Raw genomic sequence first — 13,507 nt, 5'->3', positions numbered from 1 at the left:
ATTGTTTAAAAATAATTAGTAAAACCTACCGATTTTTTATGTGATTTATATAAAATGCGTTCTATTTAGCAACATTTTTTTTCTTTTTGTATTGGTGGACAAGGAACACTGGCATAACTACAATACACACAGCAGTCGCCTTGTAGTGGTTTTAACCTTGTTTTGCAATTTTTACATTCATAAAAATACTGACAAGTATCAGTTGGCATTGTTTCCTCTTTTTTGTGCCCACATTTTGGGCAAGTTATTATTGATTGTAATTTAATTTCCATTATGATATAACTTTACTTTTTAGTGATTTATAACCTGTCGAATTGATAGCTTTTTCGATTTCAGCAATACTGGTTTGCTTATTATCAAACTTGACAATAGCGTTGCTTTTCTCATAGGAAACGACAACTTCGATAATTCCTTTTAGTTTGCTAATCTCTGTTTTAATATGATGTTCACAACCTGAACAAGTCATTCCTTTAATTGTAAACTCAACTTTCTGAATTTTGGAACTTTGGGTAATAATTGTTTTGTTTTCGGGCTTTGGAAAAAAGATGTGAGCGTAAATTGGAAATGATAAAAGTAAAGCCGCCATAACGGTAATAATTCCTAAAAATGATTTTGTTTGCATAAAATTGGGTTTTTCAGTTATTTTACATTTACAGTCAATTTGCTTTTTGGGTTTCAACTTTTGAAACCAAGTAAAACCAAGCACTAAAATTGTCAAGCCAATAAAATATGGTCGGAAAGGTTCGAGCCAAGAAAATGTTGAAGCAACCCCGCTTGTTCCTACTATGAGAGCCAAAACAGGTGTAATGCAACATAATGAAGCAGCAATTGCCGTAAAAAGACCAGTACCGATTAGTTTGTTGTCCGTTTTCATATAGTTTCTAAAATTTTATTATCATTAAGTATTTCAAAAAATGGGGTCAGCATTTTTTCATACTCTTTTGTTAATGAATAAAAAATAGTTTGTGCTTTTCTTTCAGTTTCAATTAGTTTACGGTCTTTGAGTTTTCGTAAATGTTGAGAAATTGCAGAAATTGTCATACCGAGAATATCGCTTAAATCACAAACGCAAAGTTTTCGTTCTTCATAAATAAGAAACAGGATTTTCAGTCTTACATTGTTTCCCGCCAATTCCAGTCCGTTAGATAAATAGTCAAACGAACCTTGGAGTTCCGAAACTCGTTCTTTACAGCGATTGATTTGTTTAATGTCTGCCTGTTGTCTAATGCAAGAAATACTATCCATGGTGCAAATATAGCTAATTTGTTTATTTTAGCGTTTGCTTAAATAAACAATTTAACTTTCATTGTCTTGTTCTTTACAGTTTTAACAAGGCTCTTTTATACACTAACTCTTTCTATAATTATTTTTCACGCTATATCATATCCTCATAAAAAGTTATCAAATTCCTATACAAGTCTAATGTTGCAAATTCTCTTGTACCATAATATGTGCTTTTTATTTTCGTTTTTGTGTAAAACTTCTTTTTCTTTTAGTTCTTTATACAGTTAGTCAATGCCTTTTACTTCAATCCTGCAACTGTGTGTACCTGCCAAAAAACTTTCTGCTCCGCTACTAATCGGTTTTAGAAATAAAAAAACACTTTTCCATTTCCAACTGTAATTACAGGAAGCCCACAAATGCAGCTCTATACCACCCCTAACTAATATTGCAAAAGTTTCTTCCTGATGTCTGCATTCAAAACCAAATCGAGCTTTATAAAACTTAACTGCCTTATTAATTTTCCGTACAAGAAATGCGGGAATGGGTTTAATTAGTTCTATCATTTTGTACGCTTGTTTTAATTATTGAACCCTATATTTTTTGCACATCGGTTGAAATCCTATTGTCGTTTCATAACTTCTATTACTTATTTCTAACTGTAATATTTTTTCTTCAACCACAAACTTGCACGTACTAAAAGTATCAGTACCGGAACTTCTACTAAAGGTCCAATAACGCCTACAAATGCCTGTGGGGAATGAATACCGAAAACTGCTATAGCAACAGCGATTGCCAATTCAAAGTTGTTTCCTGTTGCTGTAAATGCGATGGATGCGTTTTTGTCGTAAGGTACTTTTAGAGATTTATTGATAAAGAAGCTGACAAAAAACATCAGTACAAAATAGATGATTAATGGTATGGCTACTTTTACTACATCCATTGGCAACTCTAATATTTTATCACCTTTCAGGCTGAACATTAAAACTATCGTAAACAGTAAAGCGTACAATGTAATGGGCGATATTTTGGGTACAAATTTTCGATTATACCATTCTGTACCTTTTGATTTAATAAGGAAGTAACGGCTAACGAATCCTGCTAAGAATGGAATACCTAAGTATATCAATACGCTTTCTGTAACATCTTTCATTGATACGCTTACATTGAAATTAGCTAATCCTAATTTTGAAGGTAAAACATTGATAAATAACCAAACTAAGAAACTGTAAGAAAGTACCTGGAAGATGCTGTTTAACGCAACCAACATAGCTGTATATTCTCTGTTTGCTTTAGCTAAATCGGTCCATACGATTACCATTGCTATACATCTTGCCAAACCTATCAGTATTAACCCTGTCATATAATCGGGTTCATTGCGTAAAAACAAAACGGCTAATCCGAACATCAATAAAGTACCAATGACCCAATTCAGCAATAATGACAGACCGATTACTTTTTTATCCTTAAATGCTTGGGGCAATAATGAATAATCAACCTTTGCCAATGGTGGGTACATCATTAATATTAAACCTATAGCCAATGGAATATTTGTAGTTCCAATGGATAAAGTATTTGTAATTTTTGATATTCCCGGAAAGAAATGTCCTAAACCTATACCTATTGCCATTGCAAGGAATATCCATAAGGTTAGGTAACGGTCAAGAAATTTTAGTTTTGGCTGCATTGTGTGTCTAATTTGTAAGTTCTCTATATTGGTTTGATGTCAATAATTTTTCTAATTCTGTAATATCTTTGATTTCAATTTTTATCAGCCAACCGTTTCCAAAAGATTCTGAATTGATTAGTGTTGGCTCTTCTAATAAGAGTTGGTTCGTTTCAATGATTTTACCCGATACTGGCATAAATAAATCACTGACCGTTTTAACCGCTTCAACAGAACCGAATACTTCGTCCTGCTGAAAACTATATCCAATGTTTGGTAAATTTGCATATACGATTTCGCCCAATTCACTTTGTGCAAATTCTGTGATACCTATTGTACCTGTGTTGTCCTGTATGCTTATCCACGTATGTTCTTTTGAATATTTTAAATCATTTGGAAATTCCATTTTTTAGATTTTTTAGATTAATAGCCACGTCTTAGATTCTCTGCGTACTCGTTTGGAAGAGGGCTGTCTTCCACAGCCTTTGCAGCTTTTTCAAAGTCATAGTCGAAACGGATAAATTCTACACTGATGCTTTCTTTGTTCAAAACAGAACTGTTTTCATTAATTGTCAACATCGCATAACCACCTCTTATATCGTTGTCTTTTGGCTTACCAACGGAACCGATATTCACTGCGTGGCGGAAATGATTTTCACCATCAACACCCGAATTTAAAACTCTGTGATAGGGCTTGTGCGTATGTCCGAAACACATAATGTCGGCATCGGCTTGTTCCATAATACGAAGCATACTTTTTTCCTCACGGTCTTCGAAGAGATATTCGTTTATTTTTCTCGGACTCCCGTGTACCAAAAGCAGGTTTAGTTTATCTTCGTTCAATTTGAATTCTACTTTTATATGTGCTGGAAGTGTGCGCAGGTAAGCCCTCTCATCATCTCTCATCAATGAATTGGTAAAAGATATAGAAATGTTTCCGTTGTCCTTCTCAGCCTCCGTTTTGTAGGCGCAACCACATTCATTGCTCATTCTCCCAATGCCAAAATCGTAGTTGCCTGCAATAGTTGGTATTTTTCTTTTACGAATTTCATTGACCACTTCGTTTGGCCAGATATTGTAACCTACTAAATCTCCCAAGCAATAAATGCTGTCGGGATTTCTTTTTTCAACATCTGCAAAGAATGCTTCTAATGCTGGGAGATTAGCGTGAATGTCGCTGAATAATGCAATTTTCATTTTTATTGATTTTATAATTTTAATTTTTAATCGATTCCGACAATCTTACTTCTGTACTCCATTAATATATTGTCTTTCCAAACCCCATTCTTCTTTCCAATTTTTTCTCTGTAGCCAACTATTCTAAAACCACATTTCTCGTGCAATTTTATACTACCTCTGTTTTCTGCAAATATCCCAGATTGTAATGTCCATATTTCATTTAACTCACTCTGCTTAATCAATTCATTCAACAACATTTCACCAATCCCTTTTCCTCTTGCAATTGTTGCAACATAAATACTTACTTCTGCTAAACCCGAATAAACACATCTGTTGGAGACAGGAGATAATGCAGTCCAACCAAGCATTTCGTTATTTTCATATATACTAATCCTGCAAAAATCAAGGTGTCCTTTATCCCAATCTTGCCATAGGGGCAAATCATTTTGAAAAGTAGCGATATTAGTCGCTAATCCCTGACTATAGATTTCTACCAGTTCTGAAAAATTGTCTTTGGTAATCGGCTTTATTTTCATAGAAATTGAATTAGCAACATCCAGAATTTGGCGGACAAGAATTGTTTTGATTTACACCAAGTTCAATTAGATTATTTTTTTCTTTTTCTGATGGGATTCCACAAGCGTCTTGTGCTAAACAAGCAGTAGTCTTACTTTTTAGAATAAATGTTTTCCCATTAAATTCTAAATCGTATTTTCCAATAGTATCACTTTGATACTCAACTTCAATATCAAAATCCTCGATTCCCAATTTATCCTCAGAGAGTTTGATAATGTTGAGTAACTTGTTAGGCTTTAAACGATGTTCAAAATCGTCTGCATTCCAAAGTTGAAAATTCACAACCTTCTCTGAACGAATGACACTGCCACAATCAATGAAGTTTTTATTAATCATTCCTACTTCTGTAACGTGAAAATGTTCCGGAACAAAAGTTCCATTTTCTAATTGAAATTCAACATTTTCTAATGTTGGCAAAATTTGTTTTACTTCTGATAATTTCATAATTGAATCTTTATAGCTTAAATGCAATATTGCGATATATTAAGGTAAAAAAATACTTAACAGCATTTTGATTTGGTCACAGTTTGTACTATAGCTGAAAAATAAGTGTTTAGAATTTCTATTGTCTTTTCGTCTATACAATAGCAGATAGCGTTTCCAGAAATGTTACCTTTTATAATTCCTGCGTTTTTCAATTCTTTTAAATGCTGAGAAACTGTTGGTTGGGCTAAAGGCAATTCGTTCACGATATCTCCACAGATGCACTCATTGACTTTCATCAAATACTCGATAATTGCTATTCGCGCAGGATGTCCTAATGCTTTTGCAATTGTTGCAATTTGGTTTTGTTTGTCCGTAAAATGCTCAGTCTTAGTTGCCCCCATATTTCATTATTTTATATTGCAATATTACGATGTACTTTTGAAATACAAAATAAAAATCATTTAATTTTTTATTGATTTTAAGTTGAGCCTAATTTTATAGATAATTAATATGTTATGATAATCATAGAATTTTAAAGGTTTCTTTACCTCTTTCTGTTTATGACAGAAACCTTTTCAACATTATTATTGGAGCTTACTGCTAAGAAACTATTATACAAAATACGATTATCAATGGTTCTTTCTCTTACATAGTCTCTATGCTTATTAATTTTCATTTGTTCCTCTTTTTCAATTTTGTATTGAATTACCAATTTACTTCTAATTTCAGGAAGATTTTCAAGTTTCTTATCAAACTCTACAATTTTATCTTCTGTACTTTTGGATTGAACTTCTATTTCTGCAACATTAACTCCTTTTTCAGCTAATAATTCTACTGTTTTTTGAACTTCAGCTTTAGCCAAGTCAATCGTTTTCTGATAAGATGGAAGTTGATTTTTCCAGTAATCAGTATTTCCATCAACATTTTTAGAATAACCTAAGATTCTGTTATATGACTCTTCAGCTTTGGTGACCATCTCCTTTACTTTTAGGAAGTCATTGTGTTTTCTGAGTACAAATGCAATGTCTGCAAGATGTTTATTTTTTTCAATTTCAATTTTCTTCTTTAAGAGTTCTATTTCAATATTTGCTCTCGTTTCCGGATCAGTAATAATAGAGGTCTTGAGTTCTTGGGTACTTATGTCAGAAATATCTAATACATTCGCTCCTTTCTTCATCGCTTCTAAATATCTTGCTTGTTTAGACTGTAACTTTTGTAGCATAAACACATCGATACTATCATTAGTGAGCATAAAATTGATTCTCACGTTTTCAAACTTGTTGCCCTGTCTCCAAGCACGACCTTCAACTTGTCTCAAGGTTGTAAAATTATAGGGAAGAGAAAGCATATACAGATCGGTCGTATTTTCCTGAAGGTTCATTCCTTCCTGAATGGCTTCACTGCCAATGATGATTTTAATTTTTCCGGAATTAAAATCATCCTGAATTTTCAATCTGTTTGGTTTGCTCGTTGCTCCTGTAATGACACCCACTTCTTCTGGTTTATAACCAACTTCTATTACAAGATACTCCTTAATTTTAGGGAACTCTGAAACTGCTAACTCAGAATAAATGATCTGGCCTGCATCGGGAATATCATTTCTATTCTGCCGTATCAGATTCATTGTATCAATAAGCTTTGGAGAATTTTCAATAAATTCTTTTACTGAAGGTAATTCTCCATCATAATATGGTGACAGATATGGTGAAATTGCAATAAGCCTCGCATTTAGTATGTGAGTTAAAATTGCTCCCTTTTGAGTTTCTTCAAAATTTTCTTTCAGTAAATCATACTGTTCTTGAGTTAAATCATTCTGCTCAATTTTATACTCTTTATTGATTTTCGTAGGACGAATCAGTTCAGGGTTATCATCTTCTCCTTTTATATCAATAAACTCAGACAAAAGCTGTTGAAACAAAGAATTATTTTTAAACCTCCGAACATTGGCCTTGAACTTTACATCTCCTATAGCATCAATTTCCATATCAGTATCCGCCTCCATAAAGGTTTCAAAGAAGTTGTTGACATTAAAGTAGCCAGATTCTTCCAACCTCTTATTGGCAATCAATGAAAGAATTGAATAATACTCCAGAGGCTTATTGGTAAAAGGCGTAGCTGAAAGTAACGTAACATTTCTGCCATTGTATTTATCCTGTATATATTGCGAAGCCATCCAAGTATTGATCCCAAGTTTGGAAGTCTGTTGATTTTGGCTTCTAAAATCGGATGCAAATCTTCGATCCTCAATTCTTACTTTTCCCACAATATGATTGGCGTTGTGAACTTCATCAAAAGTTAGATGATCAAAACCAAAATCTTCCCAGTCGTGGATTTTTCCACGTTTCATTTTGCCCTCCAGCTCCCTCTCTTTTTCTAATTCTATCTGAAAATCTCGCTCGCTGATGGAGTTCACACTTCTTAGTTCACTCTCTGAGATGTACGAAAACTTTGCGGCTAAATCTTGAGTAATATTTTCTGAAAAACCAATATTGTTAAAACCTTCATAAGTAACGATTGTGATTTCTCCATCTCTGTTATCAAATTTGGAAAGATCATAATCCTTTCCAAGATTGCCCAGCACATTTAGTTTTGCCTTCGGAACAGTTTCAAAAATTGTTTCTATCCATTGTTTTAAAATACTGTCGTTGGGTACAACAATCAAAGGTCTTTTAGCGTTTCCACGCTCCATCGCTTCGTGCATTGACAATATTCCAGAAAGTGTTTTTCCAAAACCAACTTCGTGAGCAAGCAACCCAACTCCCTTTGTTGTTAATCTTCCGATTCCCGCTTTTTGAACTTCAGTCAATCTAAGTTCTTTTCCTTTAAAATTCTGATAGATTTTCGAAAACAATGGGAATTTGGAATAATCCGGAACGTAAATGCTATTGAAGTTTCTATTAAATTCTTTTACAAAACGTTCTCTCAATTCATCAGATAATTCTTCACGAATGAATTTTTGAAACAGATCATTAGCTGCAGCTTTACGTCTTTCACGGACCAAAGCATTTCGTTCCTTGTCACTTCCAGTAACTGTTTCATTATCTACGAAACTTTTGACCTCCCAAGCTGAAGAACCTGCAAACGCATCACTTGATAAATCTCCTACAAAATCTTTAAACTTTTCTGCAAGATTGTAATCTACAATTACAGTTTCGACCAGTTTTGAATTTGGGTTATATTTCTCTTTTTCTACTTGACCAAGTGCAAACTTGTGTACAAATTCGTGATTGGGACTAATGGATATGTCATCCAAAGATTTAGGAATTGGTACAACACTAAGAAGCAGATTCATTTGCTTATCATACTGATCTTCTGTTCCGCCAACAGCATACTTATCAGCAAAATCTTTTTCTAACTGCTCCAGCTTTGCATAAATATTTCCTTCTGCATAATAAAAATCGTGCATCCACTTTCCATCAATAAAATTGGCAAATTGATAGTGTTTACCATAATTATTCAAAGTCCCGTCATAATTGGTATCACGAAAAGCATCAATTTGTTCTTTGGAAATTGAACTGCTATTTTGAAGAGAAGTATTTAGAACTTCATCAGATTTGAAAAACAGATATTTTAAAACCCCTTTTTTGATTTCCGGTTTTGTCTGAGTTCTATATTCTGAGTCTTTCCTTTTTTGAGTTTGAATTATTTTTTCGGATTTATCAAAAACCTCCTTTAGCTCTTTGGAATTAAAAGATTGAGCATCTTTTTCTATCTGTTCTTTGAGCTTGGAATATTTCTCAATTTCTTTGACAATAGCCGGAGATTTAAATTTGATTTCCTTTAAGGATGAAAGAACTTCAGTGATTTTGTCTGTAACATCATTCAGTGCTACTCCGCTTTCGGTTTCATTATCTATTTCCGTTTTATCATTGACTGTATTTTTGTTTTCCGGTTCAGTATTCTCTGGAATAAAATCTTCAAACAGATTTCCAATTCTTTCTGTCTCATTTTTGTTTTGAAGCCGGTGCAGAATATGTAAAGCATTATCCAAATTGCCGTGGACATATTGCTCCATTCTCCCAAAACGATTGCTTTTTTTCCGAATTTCTCCTAAGATATTTTCTGGGTTCTTTTCAAAATAATCAGATATATCCTGAGTGATTTTTACCGATGATTTTTTAAGGATAATAATGTCAGTTTCGATCTGAGTTCCGGCAAAAGCCCCTGAAGGTAATCTGTAGGCTTTCATAATCTCTACATTTTCTAATTTCTTCTGCCTGTTCAGCCAACCTGAAGGAAGTACCATTGCCAAAACACCATTTAATTTCAAAGAATCTAAAGAACGTTTGAAAAAATAATCTTCGTACTTACTAATTTTGGGTTCTTCCCCTAATCCTTTGTATAGACCTCGATGTTCTCCATAAGGCGGATTCCCAATAACCAAGTCATACTTTTCATTATAGTCATTTGCGTCAGTTTTTTGACCTTTTTCATTAATAAATTCAGTTTCAAACGAGCGCAGATTGATGTCAGCTTCAGGATGGAAAATTTTGGCAATTTTAGCTGTAGTATCATTGATTTCAAAAGCTGTAACATTTATTTTTACAGAGAGATCTTTTATAGCATAAAGAAAACTTCCGGTTCCTACGCTTGGCTCTAGAGCTGAAATCTCTTTTTGATTTTTGAATTGGTCTTTTATAAGATTGCGAATTGCCTCCACAATCTTTGAATCCGTGTAATATTCATCAAGGATTCCACGCCCTTCCTTCGCAGTACCACCACTTTTGTATTGATTGCAAATATTTTTTACATCGTCAGAAATCTCAACATTTGGATGTAAAGTAATTTTTCTATCCTCGGAAACAAAACAAGCTGCAGAAACTACTTCTGCAACTTGTTCATTGGTCAGTTTTTGACCTTTATATTTTGAAATAAGAGAATTTAATTCCTCAATATTTTTGGAATCATCTACTCTTCTTTCGATTCTATCGGATACAATTCTCCCGGATAGGATTCCGTCCAAGGAATGTTTTCTGTCTTCATTTTCTTCAACATTTTCAGGTTGTGCTCTGTCAATGGATTCTCTTCCTGTGTTTCCAAGATCGTTCCGTTCTGACTTTTCAAGTCCATTTCCAGCATCGTTGCTGCCCAAAGTTTGTCCTCCTGAGTAATCTCCGTTTTGTTCGGATTGGCTTCTTTGGAGAGACTCTCCAGAATTTCGTTCAGAAAATTTGGATCCCAAGTGCTGAGTGTCGGAAATTCTTGTTGGTCTAATGATAACTTCTGCATCCTCTGATTTTTTTGGTTCAACTAAATTAATATTTTTATTCTGAAGATTTAATTTGTTTTGTAGATATTCATTCAGATTCTTATTTGCGGTTTGGGATACCTCATACATACTTCGGATATCTTTAATATTCTTATTCTTCAGCTTCAATTCCATTAAAATTTTAAGCGTTGCAGCATCCCCTATTCTGCTTGCTTCCAAACATAAAAATATTTTCCCATCAAAATCTTTAAATCGGTTGAGAAATTTATTAGTATTACTCGCAGAATTAAGTGTAACAAGAGTTCTGTTATTGTTTTGATTATTCAACTTCAATAATTCGAGAAATGAGAGCGTATCAGTTTCCTTTTCAAATACAACAAGCTCATTCTTGCTTCCATTGATAACAGAAATATCATCTTTAAAATTTGAAGAATCCAATGACATACTCAATTGTTTTTTCTGCTTGTTACGAAGTTGTTGAACTCAAATAATTCTTTTGCCTGATCATCCCATTTTTTTCTGGGTAGCAGCTGAAGGGTTACGAAAATGTCGCTCTTCTTATTATAAGAATCAATGCGCTCCAGTCTACCATGGTAGTCTTTTTCGGCGTGTCTGTAAAAGGAATATGGTAAAATAGTATCTGTAGGATAAATGTAAAAACGCGTATAATTCCAAGGAGAGTTGATTTCAAAGCGTTTAAATTTTTTTTTGAATAATACTGTATCAGACAAATTTCTTCTGTTTCTGTAGTTGAGAATCCAATCCTTGGAAAATATAGCACCTACTTTTTTGTCCCAAACCGATAATGGTCTTTGTTTTTGAGAAACTGCTGAAAATATGATATTATTCTCTGATGGATCTACCTGGAAGTACAATGAATCTTTAATGTAGTAAGTTTGTTTATTAATTTCCGGAAACGAAGTATCGGGAACCAATTCTATCAAATGATTTTGAGAATAGTTTATTTTAGATAGATGAAAGCTTTCCATTTGGTCCAAACCTTTCGAAGCATCAAAATAGACATTGGAAATAAGATCAATCCCTCCACTTTCAGAAACGATTTCCTTGTGACAAGAACTTACTGTAAATAGAATTGCATTAAGTAGAAATATTAATTTTAGTTTCATTTCAATTGAGTTTATAAAAAAGCGGCAAATCATATTGACTTACCGCTTCCGATGGTATTATGGTAAGTAAAATTTTTATCTTTTGATGCTTTGTTCCCTAACATTGGCTTTATCGTTCTTGTTATCTTGCTCCAGGCCTTCTAAAGGTTTGTTAGTATTAAGCCTGTTCATTTCATTGTCATAAAGTTTAAGATTTCGATTTTGAGGATCCAGAACTGCTTTTCCTTCTATGACCTGATCATTCTCTTTGAATTTTACTTTTAATACATTCCCTTTTTCTAGAGATTTTATTGCGCTTTCTTTCCATTCAGGTCTGTCAAATACGAGATTAGATTTGTCAACAATCTTAGCCGTATTGACACCATAGTTTTTGTAGAAATTTTGGAAGTAATAATTTCCCTTCTCGGTCTTCGGTTCGTTGAAGTTAAATTGAACAAAAGCAGGTTCGACTTGTTGACTCTTTGGATTGAGAAACTCAATTTTCACGCTACGTCCCTCCAAAAGATTGACCGCTTCTTTTGCTGTAAAACTATTATCCCGGCTAACAGAAAATTATGAGAGATCTCCTCACTGTTGTCATTAGTCAATTTTGCATTGTAGGAATTAAGAAAAACACCTCCGCTTTCACTTTTATTGAATTTTAATATAAAATCAACCTTATTTGCGGGTAAGGTTTTATCTGAGCTAGTCTTAATTTCAAACTCTTGCTTTTTTGAGTTGATACCTTTTTCTAAATCTTTGTGAAGTTTTTCCTCTTCTCCAAAACCGAGATATTTCATTTGGTCTTTAAGATATTTTACTTGGTCAAAGTCTTGTTGTTTTTCCATAATATTTGGGTTTTGATTGTTAAAATTTATATCATTGACTGTTAATATTCTGAATATTGATAAGTTATCTTCATCGAGATAAGTTTTTAAAATTTCTCCATTTTGTAATAATTTATAGGATTCGCCATTCCCTTGTCTTTCCAATAAGCCAAAAGCCAAGGCGTATTTATCATTCTTTGATAAGTGATGTCCGTCAAGTACATCCGGAATTTTCTCTAATTGTTTATTTGTTAATGTGTAATCTCCCTCCGTCGTTCCAAATTCTACTTTTTCTGAAAAACTCTTTCTTTGCTTATCTGTTAAGTGCAGATTTTCTAGGATAAATTCATTTTCTTTATTAATAAGTACGTAATTGAGCAGATTATTTTTTTCATCTTCAGAAAGCTTAGGGGTAAGATTATTTTGAGGTGCTTTTCCCTTCAGGTCATTTTCCACATAGGTTTTGAATTCGTTCAAACTTTTCGGTCGATCATAAAGATCTTTCATATCAGTCCAACCATTGCCAAATGAGGATGACTTATATTCTTGGGTTTGTATATCATAACTATAATAAATATTACCAGTTGGACTTTTCAGAGAACCGCTCCCATCATCGTACTCGCGCCAAATCCATCCTTCAGGAAGACCAGATGCAGGAACCAAACTTTCATCAAAGTCATCTTTTGAAAACAGGTCATCAAATTCGAAACTGTCTTCTTCCCAATCAAGTTGACTACTATTTTCCCAGCTCTTGTGAAGTTCCTCAGTGAGTGGATTAATTTCTATTCCCAATTTTCCTGCTTCAATCTCATAATTCCGGTAATGGTGGGCCTGTTGTTCATCAATTTGTGTATTGGTCATCCCCAAACTTAAATCTGTTCTTTTCTCCAATTCTTTTGCCCAAGAATCTGAAAGAAATTTTTGCTTTGAAGCTTCATCGCTAATAGTTACTTCTTTAAAGGAAGTATTATCTTGTACTATTAAAAATCTGTCATCGATTCTCTGTTTATCAAGGAATCTTACAGCTTCACTAAAGCTTTTAAAGTTTGTTTTAATCAATGCTTTACTATCTGAATTAAAAATGGAATTCACAGTAAAAGCAGATCCCTGAATCATTTGACTTTCTCTGGATTTATAGATTTGCATAAATCTTTTTTCCTGATTGGAAAACCTTCTTTCTCCATCTCTAAAAAAATTTTCGGGAGCTGTATTTTTTATTTCTTTTTCAAAATCTTTATAAGTTTTGGTTTTTGGAGTAATCACTCTGTCGAACCAGGATAATTTATTCTCCACAATT

Annotated in this window: 14 protein-coding genes; all 14 read right to left on the bottom strand. The window is 33.4% G+C overall.

The features are described 5' to 3' along the window. Positions 1–65 precede the first annotated feature (65 nt). The 14 genes from M030_RS25930 to M030_RS25075 all read right to left on the bottom strand — a co-directional run bounded on the left by M030_RS25930 (position 66) and on the right by M030_RS25075 (position 13,503). Complete coding sequence (locus M030_RS25930) at positions 66–272, bottom strand: GDCCVxC domain-containing (seleno)protein (protein ID WP_081457773.1); 207 nt, start codon at positions 270–272, stop codon at positions 66–68. Further along, positions 272–874, bottom strand: a complete 603-nt coding sequence (merTP, locus tag M030_RS0119475; RefSeq protein ID WP_002981108.1) for a mercuric transport protein MerTP — start codon at positions 872–874, stop codon at positions 272–274. Before merTP ends, M030_RS25930 begins: the two co-directional genes overlap by 1 nt. Further along, positions 871–1,245 (bottom strand): ArsR/SmtB family transcription factor, encoded by a 375-nt coding sequence (locus M030_RS0119470; protein ID WP_002981109.1) that lies wholly within the window; start codon positions 1,243–1,245, stop codon positions 871–873. Before M030_RS0119470 ends, merTP begins: the two co-directional genes overlap by 4 nt. Positions 1,246–1,508: 263 nt before the next feature. Beyond that, positions 1,509–1,787, bottom strand: a complete 279-nt coding sequence (locus M030_RS24565) for a hypothetical protein (protein WP_002981110.1) — start codon at positions 1,785–1,787, stop codon at positions 1,509–1,511. 89 nt (positions 1,788–1,876) lie between these two features. After that, a complete protein-coding gene (gene arsB / locus M030_RS0119460; RefSeq protein WP_002981111.1) occupies positions 1,877–2,908 on the bottom strand; it encodes an ACR3 family arsenite efflux transporter in 1,032 nt (343 codons plus the stop codon). 7 nt (positions 2,909–2,915) lie between these two features. Further along, positions 2,916–3,293 (bottom strand): glycine cleavage system protein GcvH, encoded by a 378-nt coding sequence (gene gcvH, locus M030_RS0119455; RefSeq protein ID WP_002981112.1) that lies wholly within the window; start codon positions 3,291–3,293, stop codon positions 2,916–2,918. Positions 3,294–3,310: 17 nt separating this feature from the next. Next, positions 3,311–4,084: a metallophosphoesterase family protein gene (locus tag M030_RS0119450; RefSeq protein WP_002981113.1), complete on the bottom strand. Its 774-nt coding sequence runs from the start codon at positions 4,082–4,084 to the stop codon at positions 3,311–3,313. 26 nt (positions 4,085–4,110) lie between these two features. Continuing rightward, positions 4,111–4,602 (bottom strand): GNAT family N-acetyltransferase, encoded by a 492-nt coding sequence (locus M030_RS0119445; protein ID WP_002981114.1) that lies wholly within the window; start codon positions 4,600–4,602, stop codon positions 4,111–4,113. Positions 4,603–4,612: 10 nt separating this feature from the next. Further along, on the bottom strand, positions 4,613–5,086 hold the full coding sequence (locus M030_RS0119440) for a DUF6428 family protein (protein WP_002981115.1): 474 nt from the start codon (positions 5,084–5,086) through the stop codon (positions 4,613–4,615). Positions 5,087–5,142: 56 nt separating this feature from the next. Continuing rightward, positions 5,143–5,469: an ArsR/SmtB family transcription factor gene (locus tag M030_RS0119435; protein WP_002981116.1), complete on the bottom strand. Its 327-nt coding sequence runs from the start codon at positions 5,467–5,469 to the stop codon at positions 5,143–5,145. A gap of 143 nt (positions 5,470–5,612) precedes the next feature. Beyond that, positions 5,613–10,721, bottom strand: a complete 5,109-nt coding sequence (locus tag M030_RS0119430; RefSeq protein WP_027374961.1) for an Eco57I restriction-modification methylase domain-containing protein — start codon at positions 10,719–10,721, stop codon at positions 5,613–5,615. 2 nt (positions 10,722–10,723) lie between these two features. After that, positions 10,724–11,404 (bottom strand): hypothetical protein, encoded by a 681-nt coding sequence (locus tag M030_RS0119425; RefSeq protein WP_002981118.1) that lies wholly within the window; start codon positions 11,402–11,404, stop codon positions 10,724–10,726. Between the two features lie 75 nt (positions 11,405–11,479). Next, complete coding sequence (locus tag M030_RS25925) at positions 11,480–11,905, bottom strand: DUF6449 domain-containing protein (RefSeq protein WP_228375291.1); 426 nt, start codon at positions 11,903–11,905, stop codon at positions 11,480–11,482. Continuing rightward, complete coding sequence (locus tag M030_RS25075) at positions 11,887–13,503, bottom strand: hypothetical protein (protein WP_228375289.1); 1,617 nt, start codon at positions 13,501–13,503, stop codon at positions 11,887–11,889. Before M030_RS25075 ends, M030_RS25925 begins: the two co-directional genes overlap by 19 nt. Positions 13,504–13,507 lie beyond the last annotated feature (4 nt).

Origin of the sequence: Chryseobacterium sp. UNC8MFCol, from assembly GCF_000482305.1 — a bacterium.
Classification (GTDB): Bacteria; Bacteroidota; Bacteroidia; order Flavobacteriales; family Weeksellaceae; genus Chryseobacterium; species Chryseobacterium indologenes.
The sequence above is the reverse complement of the archived record's forward strand: the minus strand, read 5'-3'. Positions and strand labels throughout refer to the sequence as shown.

Coding starts and splice junctions, on each gene's coding strand:
- M030_RS0119450 (WP_002981113.1), bottom strand. CDS start 4,084: ATGAAAATTGCATTATTCAGCGACATTCACGCTAATCTCCCAGCATTA.
- M030_RS0119445 (WP_002981114.1), bottom strand. CDS start 4,602: ATGAAAATAAAGCCGATTACCAAAGACAATTTTTCAGAACTGGTAGAA.
- merTP (WP_002981108.1), bottom strand. CDS start 874: ATGAAAACGGACAACAAACTAATCGGTACTGGTCTTTTTACGGCAATT.
- M030_RS0119425 (WP_002981118.1), bottom strand. CDS start 11,404: ATGAAACTAAAATTAATATTTCTACTTAATGCAATTCTATTTACAGTA.
- M030_RS0119430 (WP_027374961.1), bottom strand. CDS start 10,721: ATGTCATTGGATTCTTCAAATTTTAAAGATGATATTTCTGTTATCAAT.
- M030_RS0119440 (WP_002981115.1), bottom strand. CDS start 5,086: ATGAAATTATCAGAAGTAAAACAAATTTTGCCAACATTAGAAAATGTT.
- M030_RS24565 (WP_002981110.1), bottom strand. CDS start 1,787: ATGATAGAACTAATTAAACCCATTCCCGCATTTCTTGTACGGAAAATT.
- gcvH (WP_002981112.1), bottom strand. CDS start 3,293: ATGGAATTTCCAAATGATTTAAAATATTCAAAAGAACATACGTGGATA.
- arsB (WP_002981111.1), bottom strand. CDS start 2,908: ATGCAGCCAAAACTAAAATTTCTTGACCGTTACCTAACCTTATGGATA.
- M030_RS0119470 (WP_002981109.1), bottom strand. CDS start 1,245: ATGGATAGTATTTCTTGCATTAGACAACAGGCAGACATTAAACAAATC.
- M030_RS25930 (WP_081457773.1), bottom strand. CDS start 272: ATGGAAATTAAATTACAATCAATAATAACTTGCCCAAAATGTGGGCAC.
- M030_RS0119435 (WP_002981116.1), bottom strand. CDS start 5,469: ATGGGGGCAACTAAGACTGAGCATTTTACGGACAAACAAAACCAAATT.